Below are 23546 nucleotides of genomic sequence, written 5' to 3' on the forward strand. Positions count from 1 at the left end.
AATGCTCACGCTTTATGGCATTCCCAATTGCAACACCGTAAAAAAAGCCCGCACTTGGCTGGATGAAAACGGTGTTGCCTATACGTTTCATGATTTCAAAAAGTCAGGCATTGATGCAGTAACGATTCAGCAATGGCTGACACAATACCCTTGGGAAAAACTTATCAACCGCGCTGGTCTTACTTGGCGCGGGCTTGATGATGCAACCAAATCCAGCATTACTGACAACACGGCCGCCACGGCACTCATGCAAGCTAAAACCTCAGTGATCAAACGACCTATTTTAGTCAACGATAATAAAATCGTAGGCTTAGGCTTTGATGAAACTTTATACAGAGAAACCTTCCTACCATGAGCACTACTTTAGAGTTAGCCATCGACCTCCTGCAACGTCAATCTAACACGCCGCTAGATGCTGGCTGCCAAGAACTGATGATTTCACGTTTAGAACCATTAGGTTTCAAAATCGAGCGTATGCGCTTTGGTGACGTTGATAACTTTTATGCACGCCGCGGTACAACCGCTCCATTGCTAGTATTTGCTGGGCACACCGATGTAGTACCGACAGGCCCATTAGATAAATGGCATACACCGCCGTTTGAGCCAACTATTAAAGACGGCATGCTCTACGCGCGCGGCGCGGCTGACATGAAAACCTCTTTAGCTGCGTTTATCACCAGCATTGAAGCGTTTGTGGCAGAAAACCCAAACCACCAAGGCTCTATCGGCTTGCTGATTACTTCTGATGAAGAAGGTATTGCGGTTAACGGTACGGTCAAAGTGATTGAAGCACTAAAAGCGCGCGGTGAGTTGATTGATTACTGTATCGTTGGCGAGCCAACCAGCAACAAAAAAGTCGGTGACATGATTAAAAATGGTCGCCGCGGCTCACTCTCTGGCAATTTGGTGGTTAAAGGTATACAAGGCCACATTGCTTACCCGCACTTGGTCAAGAATCCGATTCACCTAGTAGCACCTGCCATTAAAGATATGGTGGAAACAGTATGGGACAACGGTAACGAGTACTTTCCGCCCACCTCTTGGCAAATATCCAACATGAATGGCGGCACTGGTGCTACTAACGTGGTACCAGGCGAAGTAGAGATTTTATTCAACTTCAGGTTCTGCCCAGAACTTGATGGCGCAGGTAGCACAGATCAAAACCTAAGAAGTCGCGTACACGCGATTTTAGACAAGCACGCACTAGAGTACAGTTTAGAGTGGGAATACTCTCCACCTTACATTACGCCACGCGGCAACCTTGTAGAGGCCATTTCTGGTGCGATTGAGCAGGCTTACGGCATTACGCCTGAGCTCTCAACCACAGGCGGCACCTCGGATGGACGCTTTATTGCAGACATCTGCAAACAAGTGATTGAGTTCGGGCCGCTCAATGCCACTATCCATAAACTCAATGAATGTGTAGGCGTTGCAGATATAGAGCCACTGAAACAAACTTATCAATTAACCATGGAAAAGCTTTTGAAATAGCCCACTAACATGGCAGCTTAATCAAAGCCTACCTGTTTAAACGTGCTATACAATGGCTGACAAAACAATGACCTACAATCAAGAAACTACCGAACTGCAAACGATCCGTGACTGGCTCAGATTTGCCGTGAGCCAATTTGAAGTCTCCGATATTTTTTACGGGCACGGTACAGATAACAGTTACGATGAAGCGGTATGGCTCATCATGGGGGCACTACACTTGCCGCTAGATACACTTGATAACTTCCTGGATGCAAAGCTCACTAACAGTGAACGCAGTAAACTCGCCAGCTTTGTAGAACAACGCATCACCAAACACACACCCACCGCCTACCTGCTGAAAGAAGCTTGGTTGCAGGGCTTCAAGTTCTTTGTTGATGAACGCGTACTGATCCCACGCTCATTCATCGCTGAATTATTAGTAAGCAACGGCCTAGCACCTTGGATCGAGTTCCCAGAGCTTATCAACAATGCGGCTGACATTTGCACGGGTAGCGGATGCTTAGGCGTACTATTAGCCGAGGCATACCCAGATGCAGCAGTAGATGTGATTGATATTTCACAAGATGCGATTGATGTATGCAATATCAACATCAATAGTTACGGTTTACAAGACCGCATTACCGCCATTAAATCTGATATGTTCAGCCAACTTAAAGGCAAAAAGTACGACTTAATCATTAGCAACCCGCCATACGTGGATGCACCATCTATGGCAGCGCTACCAGCAGAATATCGTAACGAGCCACAGTTGGCGCTTGGCAGCGGCGATGCAGGCCTAGACCATACGCATACCATTTTGCGTGAAGCGGCAAACTACCTGACTGAAGATGGAGTACTGGTTGTTGAAATCGGCCACAACCGTGATGCAGTGCTAGATGCTTACCCAGACTTGCCATTTACATGGCTAGAGGTATCCTCAGGTGATGCTTTTGTATTCTTACTCACTCGAGATCAATTAGTAGCGCTGTAGCAACTGCGGCTAAATGCCTATCCAAGAATCGGCGGCAAGCAAAAGTATACTTGCCGCCGCATTAATCTACCTTCTGCCGCACACCGCGCGAATATAACAAACACTTCTGTAATTAGAGGCTAGATTCAGAATAAATACAGCCAGTCGCACATTGCGATTATAATTCGGCAGTATTCGCACTCACCGTAACATAAAAATGTGGCGTAATGCGAGTGCCAGTCGCAATCTCGACTCAACAAACTAACTATATATACAATTACCAGCAAGGTTAACCCATTTTGAACGACACCCCAACAATCAGCTGGCAAGAAGCTAGCAAAACAAAAACCAGCGTATGGCACTCTGAAAATGCAACGCCTGCTCCAAAAAAAGTACAGGTTGCAGACGATACCATTAAAGCTGATGCTGCTTACAAGCTATGCTGCGAAGGCACAGCACTGCTATGGCGTGGTGACTTTCAAAATGCAAAACAGTTGATGCAGGCCATCTCGCGCAGAATTGATCGCCCAGGTAAAAAACCTAAAAAAGCACCGACCAATATGACTGAGGCGTTTCACTTGCATCGCCAAGCTCAATCGCAAAAAGCCCGCATCTTAGGTATGCTATTGCTGGAAGTCAGCGTTGGCTACCATATCAACCTACGCCGTGCGCCAGATATCAAAGCCGCTTGCGAACATGCCTATGGTAAAAGCACGCAATCATTTGTGGTGTCTTTACGTGAGATTCTAGGTTTAATCGGCGCCTATGAGTGGAGCAAAAATGGCGTGGAAATTAACGTTATCAACAATAAAATCCACCCGAGCTACGGTGTGTTTTCACCGATTCGTGGTGAATACCTAACGCTAGTAGATACCGCACCATTACCTACCCCATGCACTACAGCATTTGACATCGGTACTGGTACCGGCGTACTGGCAGCGATACTGGCAAACCGTGGTGTAAAAACTGTTATCGCAACCGATAACGCACAACGCGCCCTAGACTGCGCGCAAAAGAACATCAATCAACTAGAGATGAAAAATGCAGTGACAGTGCTCAATGCAAACCTATTTCCAGATGAGTCATACGGCAAAGCTGATTTAATTGTATGTAATCCACCATGGTTACCGGCAAGGCCAAGCTCAGCGCTGGAGTCTGCAATCTACGATGAAAACAGCCAAATGCTAAAAGGTTTCTTAAATGGTCTTAAAGCGCATTTAAACGATGCTGGTGAGGGCTGGCTGATACTTTCAGACTTTGCTGAACAATTAGGCTTAAGAACACGTGATGAACTACTGGCATGGATAAGTGCAGCAGATTTTAAAGTAATTGATAAAATGGACACCAAAGCATCGCACAACAAAACACTGGATGCCAGCGATCCATTACACGCTGCAAGGAAAGCAGAAGTGACCTCATTGTGGCGCTTAGGTAAAGCTTAAAGGCAACTTATACTACTGCAAACATATTGCGCCCTAGTGCGCATTAGTACTCTAAAAAAATGGCTAAAGAACAAATCTTTAGCCATTTTTTATGCTTACAATCAAACCAGACAAACAAATATTATTAAAGTGCTGCCTATAATTTGAATAGTTAAAAGTTCAATAGTTAAAAATCAAACTAACCGCGCCCGCGATTCCTATCACTTTTCTTCTGCATCTGTGGCGCGTTTAAATCACTGGTCTGGCGCACACGACGATTAGCTGCTGGTTTTCTTGGTGCAGGTTTCTTAGCAGCTGTGCCACGTGCTGAATCCGGTTTACCTCGATAGCCTTTAGCCTCACCTTCAGCGGCATCACGCGGCGGTCTATCCAACGCACTCACACGTTGCTTGCGTACTTTTGGCGTAAACACTGCGGTTGATTTTAATTTTTCACGTTGCGTTAATTGGCGTAACGGTGCTTTTGGCACTGGCAAGTCTGCCCACTCCAATAAACCTACAACCTCTTTTTGCTCTAGCTTCAGCATTTTGCCGCGTTTAACACGTGGTGGTAGATTTACTGGACCAAAACGCACGCGCATCAAGCGGCTTACTGGTAGTTGGAATGCCTCAAACAGCCTACGCACTTCACGGTTACGGCCTTCACGCAAAATTACCTGATACCAGTGGTTTGCGCCCTCGCCGCCTTGCGGGATGATGCTGTCAAAGTTTGCAGGACCATCTTCCAGCTCGATACCCTCTTTAAGCTGAGCGATCTGGCCTTCTGTCAGTTCACCAAAAATACGTACCGCATACTCACGCTCTACTTCATAGCGTGGGTGCATAAATCTGTTTGCAAGTTCACCTGATGTTGTGAATATCAATAAGCCACTGGTATTCATATCCAAACGGCCAATGGCAATCCATTTACCATGCTTCACTTTTGGCAATTTATCAAACACGCTGGCGCGACCTTCCGGGTCGTCCTGGCTCACGATTTCACCTTCTGGCTTATGGTAAATCAATACTTGTGGTAACTCAGGCTCGAACGGTAAGCGTAACGGGCGGCTATCCAAGCGCACCACATCATGCTCAGTCACGCCAGCGCCTACCTCGGCAACTTTACCGTTAACGGTCACACGTCCGCTCGCAATCAGCTCTTCCATATCGCGGCGTGAACCCAAGCCAGCCAATGCCAATAGCTTGTGCAAGCGTTGCGTTGGTGCGGCAGGCGCATCTGGGTCAACGGCAAGCGGTGTGAAATTGGTGGTTGGTCTGCGTACGGGACGTTGCGGATCGCGTTGTTGCTTAAAAGGACGTGCCATGATTATTCGCTAATTTGATTGAATAATGCAATTTTACCGCAGATAAAGTAAATCGCAGTGGATAAAATAGATTTATCACCAGTGATGACAGTGATAGCCACACTTAGGGTTGCGCTATTGTGATTATTTTATTGAGATTTAGTTACTTAATCTGCTAGCTTTAGGTTTACTAGCTCTAGGTTTGCCGACTGTTTTATTTGCAATCCAATCTCAAAACCCAATGGTATCGGGCAAGTTTACTTAGACACGACTGTTATGCCTCAGGCTGCGCAAATACTTCCATCGGCGGCAACTCATCTAAAGAACGCAAGTTAAAGTCATTCAAAAAATGCTTAGTAGTTGCGTATAAAGACGGGCGCCCCGGTACCTCACGTTGACCAACTACATCCACCCAGTCACGCTCCTGTAGTTGACGCATGACATTAGGGTTAACTGCCACGCCGCGAATCTCTTCAATATCGCCGCGTGTTACCGGTTGACGATAAGCAATAATAGCGAGAGTTTCCATCACTGCACGCGAATATTTCGCCTGCTTTTCCGGGTGCAAGCGCATTAAATATGTCGTATATTTTTCACGTGCCTGAAAACGGTAGCCAGAAGCCACCTGCACCAACTCCATGGTGCGCTCTGCCCAGTCCTGCTTTAGTTCATCGAGCAGCATACGCAACGTTGCACGTTCCATGCGCTCAGTAAATAAGCGTAGCATGTCATCTAAAGACAATGGCTGGTGTGATGTGAGTAAAGCTGCCTCCAGCACATTTTTTAATTCACGAATATTACTGGCTTCAGTCATCGCTGTTGATTTGTACATATATCGGTGAAAAAGCCTGCTGCTGCGTAATGCGTAACAAACCTTCGCGCGCAAGCTCCAGTATTGCCAGAAAACATACCACTAATTTTGGAATGCCATCATGGGCAATATCAAACAGCTCGCTAAATTCCAGCATACGTGCAGATTGTAGGCGGCGCAGAATCAGGCTCATATGCTCACGTACCGAAAGCTCTGCACGCCCTACCTTATGATGCTGAAAATGGCTAGCCCGCTTCAACACATTGCGCCATGCCTCAGTTAGGTCATCCAAACTGACTTCAGGTGGCTTCACTAAACTAATTTGCTCAAAATAGGCGCTAGCAACGCTAATGCCATCACCAACTTTGGGCATTTCATCCAGCCGCTGTGCCGCAAGTTTAATGGCCTCATACTCCATCAAGCGTCTCACCAACTCAGCACGCGGGTCATCTTCTTCTGCGATTTCTGCCGGTTTAGGCAATAACATGCGTGATTTGATTTCAATCAGCATCGCCGACATCAGCAAATAGTCCGCGGCCAGTTCTAGCTTGATGGCACGCATTTTTTCTACATATTCCACGTACTGACGGGTTAAGTCCGCCATCGGAATGTCTAGAATATCTAAATTATGCTTACGAATTAAATATAGCAACAAATCCAGCGGGCCTTCAAAGGCATCTAGATAAACCTCCAACGCATCGGGCGGAATATATAAATCCTTAGGCAGGGTTGTGAATTCCTCACCCTTAATCTTTGCATTGCGCTGGGTTTCTATCACAATATCGCGCTAGCTATAATTCAACCCCATCGCATCACGCACATCACGCATGGTTTCACGTGCTAGCTTTCTTGCACGCTCGCAACCATCGGCAACGATGCTTTTCACTAGCGTTGGGTCTTCTGCATACTCTGCAGCGCGCTCTTGAATCGGTTTTAGCTCTTTAAGCACGCCCTCAATGACTGGGCCCTTGCACTCGATACAGCCGATACTCGCACCTCTGCAGCCAGTCTGCACCCAATCTTGGGTAGATTTGTCTGAGTAAATTTCATGCAATTGCCATACTGGGCACTTTGCAGGGTCACCCGGGTCAGTACGACGGATACGCGCAGGGTCTGTCGGCATGGTTTTGATTTTTTTCGCAACGCTATCTACATCTTCACGCAATGAAATCGTGTTGTTGTAAGATTTAGACATTTTCTGGCCATCTAAGCCCGGCATTTTTGATGCAGGGGTTAACTTGTAGTCTGGCTCAATCAGAATCATCTTGCCGCCTCCCTCAAGGTAACCCAGTAGGCGCTCTTTATCGCCCATGCTCATGCCTTGCTGTTCTTGAATCATCGCACGGGCTGTTTCCAAAGCTTCTTCATCGCCGCTTTGTTGGTAGGCGGTACGCATTTCTTGGTACAGTGAACCACGCTTACTGCCTAGTTTTTTAATGGCGGCTTCTGCTTTTTCTTCAAAGCCTTTTTCTTTGCCATAAATATGGTTAAAGCGACGCGCAATCTCGCGTGTAAATTCAATATGCGGGATTTGGTCTTCGCCTACAGGCACTTGTGTTGCCTTGTAGATTAAGATATCGGCACTTTGCAGTAATGGATAACCTAAAAAGCCATAGGTTGACAGATCTTTACTAGATAGTTTTTCTTGCTGGTCTTTATAGGTAGGTACGCGCTCTAACCAGCTTAATGGGGTAATCATTGAGAGCAATGTATGCAACTCGGCATGCTCAGGCACACGAGACTGGATAAAGATAGTCGCACTTGCTGGGTCTACCCCGGCCGCTAACCAGTCAATCACCATTTCCCACACGCTTTCTTCAATCACTTCCGGCGTATCGTAATGCGTAGTTAACGCATGCCAGTCGGCAACAAAAAACAAACATTCGTGCTCATGCTGCAAGCGTATCCAGTTTTTCAACACACCGTTGTAGTGCCCTAAATGCAGATTGCCTGTAGGGCGCATGCCCGATAAAACGCGTTCTATTGCCATGTGATGAAAAACCCTAAATTAAATATGTGCTTATTATACTAACTATGCTGGCAAAGCCAATCACCCAGTGCTTACAAAAGATTACTCAACAACCCGCCTACTAGGCTAATTAATGGCTGCAGAATATTACCGAGCACACCAGTAAATAAAAGTACGATCAAAATAACAAAACCATACGGCTCTATTTGGGCAAACGGACGCGCCAAACGGTAAGGTAGCAAACTCACGGCAATGCGCCCGCCATCCAATGGCGGCAACGGCAATAAATTAAGTACCATTAAAACCAGATTAATCTTGATACCAGCCTCAGCCATTAGCGACAAAGGGTAAGCCATCGAATCAGGTGCAAACGCAGCATATTTAAGCGCCAACACCCAGAATACAGCCATCACAAAGTTTGAAGCCGGCCCAGCCGCGGCCACCCAGAGCATGTCTTTTTTAGGGTTACGCAAGCGCCCAAAATCTACAGGCACAGGTTTAGCCCAGCCAAATAAAATACCACCAAGCATGATTGTTAATGCAGGCAGCACAACTGTACCAAACGGATCAATATGCTTTAACGGGTTGAGCGTGATGCGCCCGGCATTAAAAGCGGTCATATCGCCAAAGTATTTTGCCACATAGCCGTGCGCCGCTTCGTGCACAGTAATGGCAAAAATCACAGGCAATGCATAAACTGCTATTTTTTGTATGATGGTTAGTTCCATATATCGCTCTACTATAGGTATGTTCTTGGTCTATCTTACGGGTATGTATTTTGGGCGGATGATTAACCCAATCAATCAAAATCTTATTTGCCCACTTGAACTTACCACGGTTAAAAAGAAAACGGGCTTAAATCACCCAAGCCTTCACGCACCAGCACCGGCGTATCACCAGTTAAATCAATCACAGTAGTTGCGCCAACCTCGCAATGCTCTACTTCAATCACTAAATCCACCACATGCTCCAAGCGCTCACGAATTTCCCACGGCGCCATCAAAGACACATCTTCTTCATGCGGTAGACTCAAAGTCATGCTAAGTAGCGGTGTATCAATTGCCTCTAACAAGGCCTGCACCACAGGATGCTGCGGCACGCGGATGCCGATGGTACTGCGTTTAGGATGCTGCAATTTGCGTGGCACTTCACGCGTAGCATTTAAAATAAAAGTGTAAGCACCCGGAGTGTTGGCTTTAAGTAAACGGAACTGGCTATTACTCACCACCGCGTAATTACCTAGCTCACCCAAGTTACGGCACATTAAACTGAACAAATGTTTATCATCCACCGCCCGTATCTGGCGAATCCGTGCCTGAGCATCTGCATACCCAAGCATGCAACCCAAGGCGTAGCCTGAGTCTGTAGGGTATATAATCACACCGCCTTTACGTAAAATATCCGCGGTTTGTGCAATTAGACGTGCTTGAGGATTATTTAAATTAATATTAAAAAATTGCGACATGTATGCCTATTTTTCTATTGGTATTGATCTGATGGCAATTGCACATGAGGCCAATCTTGCCATACGGGGATACAGCCACTAGGTAACGCTGGCAACCGCCCCATTTCCATAAAGCTGATGCCTTTACCGTGATAATCAGACCCTTGCGATGCCTTTAACCCAAACAGTTGTGCATATTTTGCATATTCAACATACTGCGCACCGGTGTGGCTGCCAGTCACCACCTCAATCGCGGTGCCGCCCAGCCCCCTAAACTCCTCAAGCAGCAATAACATATTGGTACGGCGTATATCATAACGCCCAGGATGCGCCAAAACCGCCTCGCCACCGCTATTCACAATCAAACTCACGGCTGACTCCAAATCCATCCATTGATGATCAACAAAACCAGGCTTACCTTTGACTAGAAATTTTTTAAATACTGATTTTGTATCTTTGGCATACTGATGCTCCACCAGAAACCGTGCAAAATGCATACGCGTCAATATACTTTGCCCCGCTTTGGCAGAAGCCCACTCAAAGCTGCCATGAATACCAGATTTCTCTAACCCGGCCGCCATCTGCTTGGCTCTCTCTAAGCGGCCTTGCCGCACTGCAGCCAATCCAGTCTTGAGCACCTCATTCTCCACATCGACATTTAAACCGACGATATGCAAAGTGCGTTTTTTCCAAGTCACTGAAATTTCCACACCGTGGATTAATTGAATACCATGCAAGCTAGCCGCTTGCTTTGCTTCAGGCAAGCCGCTTATATCATCATGGTCAGTCAGCGCAAGCACACTCACCCCATGCTGCGCCGCATGTGCAACAAGCTCGGTTGGAGAAAGTAAACCATCAGAAATATTGGAGTGTGAATGTAAATCTATCATTAAACCATTGGTCATTAACAGCTTGCGCCAGTTCAACCCCTAAGAAAACACCTGATTAAACTAATCATGTATTTCACATCAACTAAAATTACGCCTTGCAGGCGAGTAACTATAATAGCAAAATAGCACATCGAGCCAAAGAATTGTTTGGCGCCTGTAGGCCGTAAGTTTTTATTTACAAAGAGTGAATATGAAGTTTCTGTTTGATTTGTTCCCCGTTATTTTGTTTTTTGTTGCTTTCAAATTTTTTGGTATTTTCACCGCAACCGCCGTGGCCATCGTTGCCACAATCGCGCAGATTGTTTATGTCAAAATCAAACATGGCGTGGTTGAAAAAATGCTGTTAATCAGCGGCGTAATTATCACCGTGTTTGGCGGCGCTACTTTATTACTTAAAGATCCAACCTTTATACAATGGAAGCCCAGTATTTTATACTGGCTATTTGCAGCGGGCTTGCTGAGTTCCCAGCTCTTTTTTAAGAAAAATCCAATGCGCAGCCTCATGGAAAAACAGGTTAAGTTGCCGGATAACGTTTGGTCTGCCCTTAACGTTGCCTGGGCTTTACTGTTCACCGCTCTAGGCTTTATCAACCTTTATGTGGCGTTTAACTACTCACAAGATACTTGGGTAAACTTCAAGCTGTTCGGCATTACCGGCATTATGTTTGGCTTTATTATTTTGCAAACCATTATGATCAGTAAATACCTACCAAAAGAAGACGATAAAGGGGATGCTCAATAATGTGGTACGCAATCATGGCCGAAGATACACCTAACAGCTTAGAAAAACGTTTAGCAGCACGACCCGAACACCTAAGTCGCCTGCAAGACTTGCAAAATGCAGGCCGCCTCCTGCTTGCGGGCCCGTTCCCAAGCATAGACAGTGAAGACCCCGGCCCAGCAGGGTTCTCAGGCAGTTTAATTGTGGCCGAATTTACAAGCCTAGAAGAAGCTACCACTTGGGCAAACAAAGACCCATTTGTCACCGCTGGTGTTTATCATCAAGTGACAGTGAAACCTTTTAGAAAAACACTACCCTAAGTAGCACTTACTGAGCATTAATAATCTAAAAATGATTGACCAAATCAAAACACGTTTACAGGCGTTAGACCCGATCGCACTGGATTTAATAGACGAAAGCGCGCTACATGCAGGCCACCAAGGTAATGGCGGTGGCGGGCATTACAAGCTCAATATCACTAGCTCGCATTTTTGCGGCAAATCACAGATAATGCGTCATCGCCTTGTGTATCAGGCGCTGGCAGATTTAATGCCACATAAGATTCACGCACTCAGCATTCATGCAATTGCAACAGATGAAGTTTAAAATACGTCACAAATTTATTACCTAAATTTAATACTTAAGGATGTTTTACTAATGAAATTCACACAAACATTAATTGCCGTTGCTATTTTATCGATGACTCCATCAGCATTTGCCGCTGATGCGCTAGCAACAGTGAATGGCAAGCCTGTGAAACAATCACTCTATGATGTAATCGTCAAAGATGTGACTGCTAACGGCCAAAAAATTGATGCCAACACCAAAGCAGCAATTATTGATGAGCTTGTCAGCTCCGAGTTGGTGTACCAAGAAGCGCAAAAATTAGGCCTGGATAAACAACCTGACTTCCAAGCACGTGAGGAACTAGGCAGCCGCAAACTACTAACTAGCGTTTTCCTGCAAGACTACGTTAAAAAACATCCGGTTTCAGATGCAGATACAAAAGCTGCTTACGAGAAATACAAAACCGCATACGGCGACAAAGAATACAGCGCGCGCCATATTTTAGTTAAAACCGAGGCAGAAGCTAAAGACATCATTGCCCAACTAGGCAAAAGTGGCGATTTTGCAAAACTTGCCAAAGAAAAATCATTAGATCCTGGCTCTAAAGAAAAAGGCGGCGATTTAGGCTGGTTCTCACCAGCGACAATGGTAAAACCATTTAGCGATGTAGTAGCTAACCTACAAAAAGGCGCAACATCAAATAGCCCTGTGCAAACCCAATTCGGCTGGCATGTAATTAAACTTGTAGACACACGCCCTGCGCAGCCACTGCCTTACGAGAAACTAAAAGATGGCTTACAAAAGAATCTGCAACAACGTAATCTAGAAAAACTAATGAGCGACTTACGCGCTAAAGCGAAAATCGACATTAGCAAGTAATTAAAAGGCTGTAAAAAAGGCTCCAGTAATGGGGCCTTTTTCATCTGTAACTGCCGCCATCTGTACTAAAAGTTATTGTTCACTAGGCGTTATTTTTCGACGACTGCCTGCACTTTCTTTTAAATTATGCGATAATAAGAATTGTTATCATCTGTAAAATGCATCCTTTAATCTATATGCAATTTTTATCACAATTAAAAGCTGGTCAACGTGCGGTTATCTCAGCGATAGAAGCTGAAGACTCTTTGTTTCACCGCCTCACGGCGCTGGGATTTCGCGTAGGCAAGCCTTTAAGCATTATGCGCCGCGCCAGTTTTAACGGCCCGATCCATGTGCGCCTTGGCACAACAGATGTCATTCTGCGTGTCACTGAAGCTGACCGTATTCAAATCAACGCAATATAAAGTTAATTAAATGAAGCGTATTGCGTTACTCGGTATGCCAAATACTGGAAAATCCACGCTATTCAATCGCATTAGCGGTGCCTCTGCGCGCGTAGGCAACTGGCCAGGCATTACAGTCGATTTGCTAAGTGCCAAAATTCTGCTCGGTGGCAATATTGTAGAGCTAATTGATTTACCAGGTATTTATGACCTGCATGGTTTCTCAGAGGATGAACAAGTCGTTAGACATTTCATCACTAACAACCCAGTCAACTTACTGGTGGTACTACTCAATAGTACGCAAATTGACCGCCAGCTATCGCTACTGCTACAAATTAAAAAACTGGGCTTTCCTATTGTGCTTGCGCTCAACATGGCTGACGAGGCAAAACGCGCAGGAATTACTATTGATGCAGATGGCTTAAGTCAGACCTTAGGCTTACCTGTTATTCAGATTAGTGCAAAATATGGCGACGGCCTGCCAAAAGCCTTAGCTGCCGCAACTGCCATTATTAATCAGCAAGACACTACAACTAACCCGCAAAGCATCAGCCTGATGCTAAAAGAAGAGCATGAGATTGAGGATGAGATGCATGAGCTGATTCAGCACCATGTACAGATTCCCACCACGCTTACGGACGATGTGACCGATAAAATAGACAAAGTGTTATTGCACAAATGGTTGGGTTTACCGCTATTTTTTGCTGCAATGTTTTTACTGTTTCAATTTATCTTTGCAGTGGGTGCGCCGATACAGGACGGCTTAGCATGGCTATTAGACCTACTACGCACTGAGTTGCTTAACCCACTATTTACCAATGCACCTACATGGTTAAGCGGTCTGATGCTAGATGGTATTTACAATGGCGTAGCCACTGTTGCCGCATTTGTACCTATTATTATCTTATTTTTCTTAGTCATGTCGATGGTAGAAGACAGCGGCTATCTATCTCGTGCAGCGTTTCTTATGGATGCCATCATGGCAAAAATGGGGCTGGACGGGCGCAGCTTTGTCATGATGCTGATGGGCTTTGGCTGTAACGTGCCAGCCATTATGGGTACGCGTATTATGCGCTCACGCAGCATGCGCCTACTCACTATGCTGGTTATACCGCTGTCATTATGCTCAGCCAGAATGCAAGTGTTTATCTTTATGATTGCAGCGCTGTTCAGCCCTAGCCAAGCACCGTTAATCTTATTCTCGCTATACGTGATGAGCTTTTTCACCATGTTTTTAACTGCGCTCTTATTTCAAAACCAATATAAAAATACCGAGCCGTTTATTTTAGAGTTACCGCCTTATCGCTTCCCTACCCCGCGTCAGATTGTGTTGCGCGGCTGGCACGAGGTAAAACACTTTTTAAACCGTGCAAGCAAGTTTATTGTACTGGGCGTAGTGCTAGTATGGCTATTGACCAACTTCCCAAGCAATGTAGCTCCTGCAAGCATCGACACCTACGCAGGGCAAATCGGTGTATTCTTCACGCCGATACTAGACCCTATCGGCATTAATCACGAGCTTGCCATTGCCTTAATTTTTGGCTTTGTGGCTAAAGAAATTGTGGTGGGTGCACTGGCAGTCATTTACGGCCTGCAAGGCGATGCACTCATGGCGCAAATGGCAACGCAAATCGACTGGGTACAAGCATTAAGCTTTATGCTATTCACTTTGATTTACACACCATGCCTATCTACGATTGCCACGATTAAAAATGAATCGAAAAGCACCGCATTTATGTGGCTATCAATTGCATGGTCTTTAGGTCTGGCATGGGTGATTAGCTTTATCTTCTACCAAAGCGCACGCTTGCTAGGGTACTAACCCTGCTTGCTCTCTCAGCTTTGGCTTAAAAACAGCTACACTCTCAATCAGTCATCCTATTGATAGCTGATTGAGAAACTCACACCCCATAAAACTAAACAAGCTTACAATGTGAAATTAGCCATTTAGCCTAACCTTCAGCTGCATTGAGTCGTGAAAAATCCATCTAAAATTGTAAAGTCGCCTAAAGTTGCCATTATCGGCGGCGGCCCTGCTGGGCTGATGGCAGCTGAAACTTTAAGCTTAGCGGGCATCCATGTAGATTTATACGATGCAATGCCAAGCGTAGGCCGAAAATTCCTGATGGCAGGCAAAGGTGGTATGAACATCACTCATTCTGAGGCGCCAGTACCGTTTCTCTCACGTTATGGCGCGCGCCAAGCACCAATTGCCCCTCTATTAGATGCAATGAGCCCACAAGCGCTGCGTGAATGGATACACGCACTGGGCATTAATACTTTTGTCGGTACTTCTGGGCGCGTATTTCCAACAGAAATGAAAGCCGCACCGCTATTACGTGCATGGTTACATCGCCTACGTGAGGCTGGGGTTAATTTTCATATGCGTCACCGCTGGACAGGCTGGGACAATGGCAAACTAAAGTTCAGCACGCCTGACGGAAGCGTTACCTGTGAGGCGGATGCAGTTATATTTGCCCTAGGTGGCGGCAGTTGGGCACGACTAGGCTCCGATGGCGCTTGGGTTAATTTATTTAGCAATCATGGCATAGCCGTATCTCCATTAAAGCCAGCCAATTGTGGCTTTAACACAGATTGGAGCGAGCACTTCACCTCTCGCTTCGCTGGCTCTCCGCTTAAGACTATCGCAATATCAATGCTAGATAAAGATGATCAGACCCAGCGCAAGCAAGGCGAATGCATGATTACGGAAAATGGGATAGAAGGCGGCTTGATTTATGCACTTTCTGCCAATATCCGTAACATGATAGACACCTGCGGTGAAGCCACCATCCATTTAGATTTATTACCTGACATATCACTGGATCAGGTGCTTGCTAACGTAAGTCACCCGCGCGGCTCACGCTCGCTATCTAGCCACCTCCAAAGCCGACTTGGCATCAAAGGTATCAAGGCTGGTTTATTGCGTGAGTTAGTATCGGCGCAAGACTATACAGACCCTGTTAAGCTTAGTAACGCCATTAAAACGCTGCCGCTCAGGCTAACCTCAGCACGCCCAATTGATGAAGCGATTAGTAGTGCTGGTGGGGTTGATTTTGAAGGCTTAAACGAACAGCTGATGATAAAGAACTTGCCTGGTGTGTTCTGTGCCGGAGAAATGCTGGACTGGGAAGCGCCTACTGGCGGCTACCTGCTAACGGCGTGTTTTGCATCTGGCCGCAGTGCAGGACTCGGGGTAATAGACTGGCTAAACGCCAAGCGCTCACATTGATTGGCTAAAAGCAATGACATGTTTAGACGGCATATTTAGCATAAAGTCCATATCATGCCCGAAACATGAAATAAACTGCCCCCATCAAACAAAGCCCAGCCCATAAGAAATCAAGCTTCATCGGCTGCTGCATATAGAAAACCGCAAATGGGACGAATACCGCTAATGTAATTACCTCTTGCAGTATCTTCAGCTGCGCGAGTGACATCAGGGTGAAACCAATGCGGTTTGCCGGTACCTGAAATAAATACTCCAACAGTGCAACACCCCAGCTTAGCAGTGCGGCAATGATCCAGGGTTTATTATTGAGATTTTTTAAATGAGCATACCAGGCAAACGTCATAAATACGTTAGAAATGGTAAGTAGCAGGATAGTTTTAAAAATGACAGGCATAAAACCAGTTGAGCGTAAGTAAGGCTAAAGTAATCAAATAACGATTACACGATGTGCCAGATTGCAGGGCAAGCTTAGCAACCAGAGCAAAACATGCCCCCACGCTCTACATTGCCCAGCTTAGTACTAAACAGCTGCCTCGCCTGTTTCACCAGTTCTGATACGTACCACTTGCTCTACGTTACTTACAAAAATCTTACCATCACCGATTTTGCCAGTATGTGCAGCATTAATAATGGCATCAACCGCAGACTCAACAATGGCATCAGCAACTACTAACTCTAATTTAATCTTAGGCAGGAAATCAACCACATACTCAGCACCGCGGTATAGCTCTGTATGTCCTTTTTGACGACCGAAGCCTTTAACCTCTGTCACGGTTAAACCATTTACACCAATTTCAGATAAAGCTTCACGTACTTCATCTAATTTGAATGGCTTAATAATCGCTTCGATTTTTTTCATACCGGCAAACTCCTAATAGTATTTAACTTTTATAATTTTATTGACGACTGCTTTGATGCATTTGCTTTAAATTCTTCAGTGACGCTACCAACATCAATCGATGCTGATTTCATATTAGCCTAGTTTAATCTAGTTTTCCAATATTCGTTCAGCTTTGCAGTGATCGGGTAACGTCTGTCCTTACCAAACCCTTTGTCTGTAATACGCACACCCACTGGCGACTGCCTGCGTTTATACTCATTACGATCAATCATCGCAATCACCCGATTAATATCGGCAATCGGGTAGCCTAGCGCAACAATATCAGCTCGAGACAAATCATCTTCGACATAAGCTTCAATAATGCCATCTAACACGTCATAAGGCGGCAAGCTATCCTGATCGACCTGATTAGCCCTCAGCTCTGCAGAAGGTGGGCGTGTAATGATACGCTCAGGAATCACTCTGGAGAGCTCATTACGATACGCACATAAACGATAAACCAAGGTTTTAGGCACATCTTTCAACAAAGCAAACCCACCTGCCATGTCGCCATACAGCGTGCAGTAGCCAACGGCCATTTCACTTTTATTGCCGGTTGTCACCACGATACTGCCAAATTTATTGGATATTGCCATCAGCAGCATGCCACGTATACGCGCCTGCAGGTTCTCTTCTGTAGCATCAAACGGCATATCACCAAACTGCGGCGATAATACGCTTAAATAATTATCGTACAGTGGCTTAATTGCAATCTCGCTGTACTCTACACCTACCAGGTCAGCCATTTCGCGCGCATCATTCACGCTCATATCGGCAGTAAACTCAGATGGCATCATCACCGCATGCACTTTATCTGCGCCTATAGCATCTACCGCCAACGCCAAGGTTAAAGCAGAGTCTACGCCACCGGACAGGCCAATGACCACACCCGGAAACCCATTTTTATTAATATAATCGGCCAATCCTAATTTTAATGCGTTATACACCATGGCTTCAAGTGACAGGCTTTGCGTAACTTCCCCATAGATGGGCTGTGCATGTTCAAACTCAATCACTTCAAGCTGGGACTCAAATGCATCTAACTCGGCAACGAGCTCGCCCTGCGCATTTAATACGAAAGACGCGCCATCAAACACCAGCTCATCTTGGCCACCAACCATGTTGACATAAACCACTGGCAAGTTATTTTCTAATGCACGTTGTCTTAACACCTCAAATCGGGTGCTTTGTTTTTTCATGTGGTAGGGTGAGCCATTCATTGCAATTAATAACTCTGCGCCTGCCACCTTCGCCAATAATGCTGGCTTTTGTTCCCACACATCGGCACAAATTAAAAGGCCGACTTTAACACCGCAATGATTAAACACCAGAGGCTCTGAGCCAGGCGTGAAATATCGCTTCTCATCAAACACGCCATAATTGGGCAATGCTTGTTTATGATAAGTGGCAACAATGCTACCACCTTCCAAGATAGAGGCCGCGTTAAAACACTGATCACCTTGCTGATGCGGATGCCCCACAATTACTGTAATGTCCGGCAGTTGCTTGGCAAGTGCAGCAAGCACATCCTCGCAGGCCAACAGAAAGTCTGGGCGTAATAGTAAATCTTCTGGAGAGTAACCACATAAGGAAAGCTCGGGCGTTACCACTAAAGTTGCGCCCTGCTCTTTGGCCATAGCAGCATAAGAAACGATTTTTTTTGCATTGCCGGCTAAATCTCCGACAATACAGTTGATTTGCGCAATTGCAATTTTCATTGATGAATGACTACTTTAATTAGATAAAAACAAATCGCCTAGGCATCAGTAGCTACCGCCAGCATCTTTAATCAACTTAACGATTTCAGTATGTTGCCCTTTAAGCGCGTACACCAAAGCCGTTAATCCATACTGATCTTTAGCTTTCACTTTTGCCTGATGATCAAGCAGCAATTTCACCATTTCAGCATCACCATTATCAACTGCGATATGCAGCAACGGGGTACCTTGTGAATCAAGATTATTCACATTGGCGCCAGCCATCACCAACACTCTTACCACCTCAATTTTTGCCTTTTTAACCGCCCAAGTGAGCGCAGTCCACTTGGTTGAATCTTTCTGATTTACATGCGCGCCATGTTTAAGTAAAAAATCCACGACTGGAGCATGCCCTTCGCGTGCAGCAATCATCATTGCAGTAACGCCAAAGCCATCTTGCATACTGACATCGGCTTTGTTCTCCAACAATACTCGCACTGTTTCAACATCACCGCTTTTGGCCGCATGCATTAATACCGTTTTGCCATCATCGCTTTTAATATTGACATCGGCACCGTACTTAACCAGCAAAGCTACAGTTGCAGAATAGCCAGAAGAAGCAGCTAAGCCAAAAGCACTCCAGCCTGCGCCATCTCTTGCGGCCGAATTAGCACCTAGCTCCAGTAGTTTTTTAACTGTAGCAACGTGATTCTTTTTCGCTGCATACATTAAAGCAGTCCAGGCATCGTTGTCCTTAGCGTTAATATCGGCACCTTTGGCAACAAGCGCAGCAACCACATCCGCATTATCTTTACGAGCGGCATACATCAAAGCAGTAATGCCCTCTTCGTCTTTGATATTAGGATTAGCGCCACTCGCCAGCAACGCATTGACCGTGGCAACATCACCCTTTGAGGCTGCTGTCAGCAAATAAGCAATATCCTCTGCTGCATAAGCCAGCGGCAGTGCCAACAAGCCTGTGAGCAATAGGGTAAATAAGCGTATAGCCAATGTTTGCATAGGTTTCACTAAGTAATCGCTCTCTTAACTTAAAGATTTTTCTGACACATCGCTGCCAGCACAGCCTCACCCAAACCTGCAGGTGAGCTTGCAACTACCGCACCTGCAATTTCCAAGGCGCGAATCTTATCTGCTGCTTTACCGCTACCGCCAGAAATAATCGCACCGGCATGACCCATGCGTTTACCCGCTGGCGCAGTTTGGCCTGCAATATACGCAGCTACTGGCTTACGCACATTGCTTTTAATAAACTCGGCCGCGGCCTCTTCATCAGAGCCACCGATTTCACCCACCATAATAATGGCTTCGGTTTCAGGGTCGGCTTCAAACATCTCTAAGCACTCAATAAAGTTAAGCCCTTTGATAGGATCGCCACCAATACCCACACAAGTGCTTTGACCCAAGTTCAATGCAGTGGTTTGATGCACCGCCTCATAGGTAAGCGTACCTGAACGTGACACCACGCCCACTTTGCCGCGCAAGTGGATGCTACCTGGCATAATGCCGATTTTGCATTCATCCGGTGTAATCACGCCTGGGCAGTTTGGCCCGATTAAACGCGTACCATTAGCTTTCAATGCTGCTTTTACATTCAGCATATCTAAAACTGGGATACCTTCAGTAATACAGATAATAAGCTCAATACCTGCATCGCTAGCTTCTAAAATAGAGTCCGCCGCAAATGCCGGTGGTACATAAATAACACTAGCATTAGCGCCCGTAGTACGCACAGCATCACGCATGGTGTTAAATACTGGTAGGCCCAAATGTAACTGCCCGCCCTTACCTGGAGTAACACCACCCACCATTTGCGTGCCGTAAGCCAGAGCCTGTTCAGAGTGGAATGTACCTTGTTTACCGGTAAAGCCTTGGCATAGCACTTTGGTATTTTTATTGACTAAGATACTCATGCTACCACCGCCTTCACTGCTTGCTGTGCAGCATCAGTTAAACCTTCAGCCGAAATAATATTAAGCCCGCTTGTTTGTAACATTTTTTTACCTAAATCCACATTCGTACCTTCTAAACGCACAATCACAGGAATTTGCATACCGACTTCACGTACCGCGGTAATAATGCCCTCCGCGATAATATCGCAGCGCATAATGCCACCGAAAATATTCACCAAGATGGCTTTTACATTGCTGTCAGCCAAAATAATTTTGAACGCCTTGGCCACGGTTTCGGCAGTAGCACCACCACCCACATCCAAAAAGTTTGCAGGCATGCCGCCATGCAACTTAATCAAATCCATAGTCGCCATTGCTAAGCCAGCACCGTTCACCATACAGCCGATATTGCCGTTAAGCGCGATATAGTTTAAGCCGGCATGGTGCGCAACAGCTTCTTTACTGTCTTCTTGGCTCCAATCGCGTTGCTCAGCTAACGCTTTTTGGCGATACAAAGCATTGTCATCTACGCTCATTTTGCAATCTAGCGCATACAGTTTACCGTCAGTCGTCACCACTAATGGGTTAATTTCCAACAAGGCTAAATCATTGTCTTTAAACAAGCGATACAGGCCTTTTAACAGCTTGGTGAAAGCCCCAATTTGATCACCACTTAAATCGAGCTTAAACGCTAAATTACGTGCTTGGAAATCCACTAGACCATTGAGTGGATCACAGACCTCTTGCAAGATTTTCTCTGGGCTAGTGTGCGCAATTTCTTCAATATCCATGCCACCTGCCACTGACGCCACCACCACCACGCGCTCTAATGTTCTATCTACCAGCATAGACAAATAAAGCTCGCGTGCAATAGGCAGTGTTTCCTCAACCAACACTTGATTTACTGGTTGCCCATCTGGCGCATTTTGATAAGTAACTAGCGTTTTGCCTAACAACTCACCCGCAACGTTCTGTGCTTCAGCAGCAGACTTCACCACTTTAACGCCGCCTGCTTTACCACGGCCACCGGCATGTACTTGTGCTTTTACTACCCAGCCATCACTGGCGATTTCAGTAGTGACACCTACCGTTTCTTTCGCAACTGCAACAACTTGACCGCGAGGCACAGGAATGCCGTATTTTTGAAGCAGCGTTTTCGCTTGATACTCATGCAAATTCATAAAAATAACTCGATTTAAAGGTTATGCACATTTTCTCGCAATTCAGAGAAATGCGCTAGCAAAGTAATGTAAGTTGATGCCATTAATGAAGTGGATAGTCGAGTGTATAATAAAACTTTACGTTCAGATTGTTTACTTATGCGTTTAGTTGTTCAAGGCAAGGCCATTACTTTTGCACATTTAGCTCATATTCACCAACTCTGCGCCTCTAGCGTGCAATTTGTTCAAATCGCGCAACATGGCTACTACCTGGCCAACCAGTCTGAAATAAATCCATCCGTTCAGCAGTTTTGTGCAGAGCAAAAAATAGACTGCGCATATGTACAAAACGACCAGCTGATTCAACATTATGGCTTGTGCGTGATGGATATGGATTCCACGCTTATCAGCATTGAGTGCATTGATGAAATTGCCGATATGGTTGGCTTAAAACCGCAAGTGGCCGCCATTACCGAGCGTGCCATGCAAGGCGAGTTAGATTTTGCACAAAGCCTGCGTGAGCGTGTGGCATTACTCAAAGGCTTGCAAGAGTCTGACCTGATGCGCGTGCTGAACGAGCGCTTGCAACTTAACCCGGGTGCACAGCAGTGGATAGATAACTGCAAGGCGAACAATATCACCACACTATTGGTATCTGGTGGCTTTAACTTCTTTGCAGACCGCGTCAAGGCGATGCTAGGGCTGGATTACGCCGTTGCCAACACCTTGGAAATTATTGATGGCAAGCTCACTGGTAAGATTTTAGGCAATATTGTAGACGCGCAAACCAAGGCGGATGAGTTAGTGAAACTGCGTGACCGTTTAGGCCTAAGCGCAACACAAACTATTGCGATTGGCGATGGTGCAAATGACCTTAAAATGATGTCTGCAGCCGGTGTTGGGATTGCTTACCATGCAAAACCAGTGGTGCAGACACAGGCTAGCTATGCTCTTAACTATATGGGCTTAGACGGCGTGATTAATTTATTCGCCAGCTAAACATCACAACAGCGCCAGCTCGGCTTCGGTAAAGCCAGCTTTGCGCCTAGCTTCTAAATTAAAAGGCTTACGCAAAGTTGGTGCGCTGTACTGCTGCGCCAGTGTTGCATAAGTGGCTATTGGCTCTAATTCACGTTTGTTACACAGCCAATTAAACCAAACATTCCCTATCGCAACATGGCCAATCTCGTCGCGCAGGATAATATCCAGAATTCCCGCCATATCAATATCACCAATTTGCGCAAACTTATTTCTCAACGATGGGCTGGCATCTAAGCCACGTGCCTCCATGGTGCGCGGCACCAATGCCATTCTTGCCAACACGTCATCTTGCGTGCGTGCCACCATTTCCCACAGGCTGTCATGGCCAGTAAAATCGCCATACTGGTAACCTAATGTTTGCAGATGTGCATTGAGCAAACCAAAATGATAGGCTTCTTCAGCTGCCACTTTTAACCAATCTGCGTAATACTGCTGCGGCATACCTGCAAAGCGCCAAACTGCATCCAGAGCTAGATTGATCGCATTAAACTCAATATGCGCCAAGGCGTGAATCAATCCAGCGCGCCCCTCCGCGGTGCGCATGGAGCGCTTACCTACCTCTAGTGGAGACACCAACACTGGGCGCTCAGGACGACCCGGAATTGGCTGGCTGGACATCAGCTCACGCTCGGCATCCAACTCTAAAGCGCCCAACTGCCATGATTGATACAGCGCGGTAACTGCGCTGGTTTTGTGTATAAGCTGACATTCAGCCAAGCAGTTAAGTGCCGCCTGCCTTAACTCTTGCATTGAAACGTTCCGTTCATAAAGCTTGTGGTCATGAGGCTTGTGGCC

At 45.9% G+C, this 23546-nt stretch carries 26 protein-coding genes; 12 read left to right on the forward strand and 14 right to left on the reverse strand.

Annotation, left to right across the window (positions count from 1 at the left end; all coding sequences use genetic code 11):
• The first annotated feature begins 1 nt into the window (after position 1).
• The 4 genes from VGD82_RS08290 to VGD82_RS08305 all read left to right on the forward strand — a co-directional run bounded on the left by VGD82_RS08290 (position 2) and on the right by VGD82_RS08305 (position 3885).
• Positions 2 to 355: an ArsC family reductase gene (locus VGD82_RS08290; RefSeq protein ID WP_331019948.1), complete on the forward strand. Its 354-nt coding sequence runs from the start codon at positions 2 to 4 to the stop codon at positions 353 to 355.
• Positions 352 to 1491, forward strand: coding sequence for a succinyl-diaminopimelate desuccinylase (gene dapE, locus VGD82_RS08295; protein WP_331019949.1), 1140 nt, complete (start codon positions 352 to 354; stop codon positions 1489 to 1491). Before VGD82_RS08290 ends, dapE begins: the two co-directional genes overlap by 4 nt.
• Positions 1492 to 1558: 67 nt before the next feature.
• On the forward strand, positions 1559 to 2464 hold the full coding sequence (prmB, locus tag VGD82_RS08300; protein WP_331019991.1) for a 50S ribosomal protein L3 N(5)-glutamine methyltransferase: 906 nt from the start codon (positions 1559 to 1561) through the stop codon (positions 2462 to 2464).
• Between the two features lie 278 nt (positions 2465 to 2742).
• Positions 2743 to 3885, forward strand: a complete 1143-nt coding sequence (locus VGD82_RS08305) for a class I SAM-dependent methyltransferase (protein ID WP_331019950.1) — start codon at positions 2743 to 2745, stop codon at positions 3883 to 3885.
• A gap of 178 nt (positions 3886 to 4063) precedes the next feature.
• Here the strand turns inward: VGD82_RS08305 and VGD82_RS08310 are convergent, their stop codons facing one another.
• The 7 genes from VGD82_RS08310 to VGD82_RS08340 form a co-directional block, all read right to left on the reverse strand.
• Positions 4064 to 5188: a pseudouridine synthase gene (locus tag VGD82_RS08310; protein ID WP_331019951.1), complete on the reverse strand. Its 1125-nt coding sequence runs from the start codon at positions 5186 to 5188 to the stop codon at positions 4064 to 4066.
• Between the two features lie 253 nt (positions 5189 to 5441).
• The gene (scpB, locus tag VGD82_RS08315; protein ID WP_331019992.1) at positions 5442 to 5981 is read right to left on the reverse strand and encodes an SMC-Scp complex subunit ScpB; all 540 of its coding nucleotides are present in this window, start codon (positions 5979 to 5981) and stop codon (positions 5442 to 5444) included.
• Positions 5974 to 6759, reverse strand: a complete 786-nt coding sequence (locus tag VGD82_RS08320; RefSeq protein WP_414684486.1) for a segregation and condensation protein A — start codon at positions 6757 to 6759, stop codon at positions 5974 to 5976. Before VGD82_RS08320 ends, scpB begins: the two co-directional genes overlap by 8 nt.
• A gap of 6 nt (positions 6760 to 6765) precedes the next feature.
• Positions 6766 to 7968 carry a tryptophan--tRNA ligase gene (locus tag VGD82_RS08325; RefSeq protein ID WP_331019952.1) on the reverse strand — a complete coding sequence of 401 codons (1203 nt, stop codon included), beginning with the start codon at positions 7966 to 7968 and terminating at the stop codon, positions 6766 to 6768.
• A gap of 71 nt (positions 7969 to 8039) precedes the next feature.
• Positions 8040 to 8675: a site-2 protease family protein gene (locus VGD82_RS08330; RefSeq protein WP_331019953.1), complete on the reverse strand. Its 636-nt coding sequence runs from the start codon at positions 8673 to 8675 to the stop codon at positions 8040 to 8042.
• A gap of 110 nt (positions 8676 to 8785) precedes the next feature.
• Positions 8786 to 9412, reverse strand: a complete 627-nt coding sequence (locus VGD82_RS08335; RefSeq protein ID WP_331019954.1) for an L-threonylcarbamoyladenylate synthase — start codon at positions 9410 to 9412, stop codon at positions 8786 to 8788.
• A 14-nt stretch (positions 9413 to 9426) separates the two neighbouring features.
• Positions 9427 to 10296 (reverse strand): PHP domain-containing protein, encoded by an 870-nt coding sequence (locus VGD82_RS08340; RefSeq protein WP_331019955.1) that lies wholly within the window; start codon positions 10294 to 10296, stop codon positions 9427 to 9429.
• Positions 10297 to 10471: 175 nt separating this feature from the next.
• Here VGD82_RS08340 and VGD82_RS08345 point away from each other — a divergent pair, with 175 nt between their 5' ends.
• The 7 genes from VGD82_RS08345 (at position 10472) to VGD82_RS08375 (ending at position 16063) form a co-directional block, all read left to right on the forward strand.
• A complete protein-coding gene (locus VGD82_RS08345; protein WP_331019956.1) occupies positions 10472 to 11023 on the forward strand; it encodes a septation protein A in 552 nt (183 codons plus the stop codon).
• Positions 11023 to 11322, forward strand: coding sequence for a YciI family protein (locus VGD82_RS08350; protein ID WP_331019957.1), 300 nt, complete (start codon positions 11023 to 11025; stop codon positions 11320 to 11322). The genes VGD82_RS08345 and VGD82_RS08350 overlap by 1 nt, the downstream gene beginning before the upstream one ends.
• Positions 11323 to 11353: 31 nt before the next feature.
• Positions 11354 to 11608 carry a BolA family protein gene (locus tag VGD82_RS08355; protein ID WP_331019958.1) on the forward strand — a complete coding sequence of 85 codons (255 nt, stop codon included), beginning with the start codon at positions 11354 to 11356 and terminating at the stop codon, positions 11606 to 11608.
• Between the two features lie 51 nt (positions 11609 to 11659).
• Entirely contained in the window at positions 11660 to 12448 is a 789-nt protein-coding gene (locus VGD82_RS08360; protein WP_331019959.1) for a peptidylprolyl isomerase, read from the forward strand.
• A 176-nt stretch (positions 12449 to 12624) separates the two neighbouring features.
• Positions 12625 to 12852 (forward strand): FeoA family protein, encoded by a 228-nt coding sequence (locus VGD82_RS08365; protein ID WP_294840147.1) that lies wholly within the window; start codon positions 12625 to 12627, stop codon positions 12850 to 12852.
• Positions 12853 to 12862: 10 nt separating this feature from the next.
• Positions 12863 to 14653: a ferrous iron transport protein B gene (gene feoB / locus VGD82_RS08370; RefSeq protein ID WP_331019960.1), complete on the forward strand. Its 1791-nt coding sequence runs from the start codon at positions 12863 to 12865 to the stop codon at positions 14651 to 14653.
• A gap of 153 nt (positions 14654 to 14806) precedes the next feature.
• Positions 14807 to 16063, forward strand: a complete 1257-nt coding sequence (locus VGD82_RS08375) for a TIGR03862 family flavoprotein (protein ID WP_331019961.1) — start codon at positions 14807 to 14809, stop codon at positions 16061 to 16063.
• Between the two features lie 52 nt (positions 16064 to 16115).
• Here VGD82_RS08375 and VGD82_RS08380 read toward each other — a convergent pair whose 3' ends face one another.
• From VGD82_RS08380 to sucC, 6 genes are all read right to left on the reverse strand, one after another.
• Positions 16116 to 16457, reverse strand: a complete 342-nt coding sequence (locus tag VGD82_RS08380; RefSeq protein ID WP_331019962.1) for a DMT family protein — start codon at positions 16455 to 16457, stop codon at positions 16116 to 16118.
• 126 nt (positions 16458 to 16583) lie between these two features.
• Positions 16584 to 16922, reverse strand: a complete 339-nt coding sequence (locus tag VGD82_RS08385; RefSeq protein WP_135279016.1) for a P-II family nitrogen regulator — start codon at positions 16920 to 16922, stop codon at positions 16584 to 16586.
• Positions 16923 to 17041: 119 nt separating this feature from the next.
• Positions 17042 to 18661, reverse strand: a complete 1620-nt coding sequence (locus tag VGD82_RS08390; RefSeq protein ID WP_331019963.1) for an NAD+ synthase — start codon at positions 18659 to 18661, stop codon at positions 17042 to 17044.
• Positions 18662 to 18706: 45 nt separating this feature from the next.
• A complete protein-coding gene (locus tag VGD82_RS08395) occupies positions 18707 to 19660 on the reverse strand; it encodes an ankyrin repeat domain-containing protein (protein WP_331019994.1) in 954 nt (317 codons plus the stop codon).
• 29 nt (positions 19661 to 19689) lie between these two features.
• Complete coding sequence (gene sucD, locus VGD82_RS08400; RefSeq protein ID WP_331019964.1) at positions 19690 to 20571, reverse strand: succinate--CoA ligase subunit alpha; 882 nt, start codon at positions 20569 to 20571, stop codon at positions 19690 to 19692.
• Positions 20568 to 21731, reverse strand: coding sequence for an ADP-forming succinate--CoA ligase subunit beta (sucC, locus tag VGD82_RS08405; protein WP_015831623.1), 1164 nt, complete (start codon positions 21729 to 21731; stop codon positions 20568 to 20570). The genes sucD and sucC overlap by 4 nt, the downstream gene beginning before the upstream one ends.
• A gap of 138 nt (positions 21732 to 21869) precedes the next feature.
• On the opposite strand from sucC, the gene serB reads away from it, so the two are divergent.
• The gene (serB, locus tag VGD82_RS08410; protein WP_331019965.1) at positions 21870 to 22709 is read left to right on the forward strand and encodes a phosphoserine phosphatase SerB; all 840 of its coding nucleotides are present in this window, start codon (positions 21870 to 21872) and stop codon (positions 22707 to 22709) included.
• Positions 22710 to 22712: 3 nt separating this feature from the next.
• On the opposite strand, the gene VGD82_RS08415 is transcribed toward serB, so the two are convergent.
• Positions 22713 to 23501, reverse strand: coding sequence for a ferritin-like domain-containing protein (locus VGD82_RS08415; RefSeq protein WP_331019966.1), 789 nt, complete (start codon positions 23499 to 23501; stop codon positions 22713 to 22715).
• Positions 23502 to 23546 lie beyond the last annotated feature (45 nt).

The organism is Methylotenera sp., assembly GCF_036401095.1.
Lineage (GTDB): Bacteria > Pseudomonadota > Gammaproteobacteria > Burkholderiales > Methylophilaceae > Methylotenera.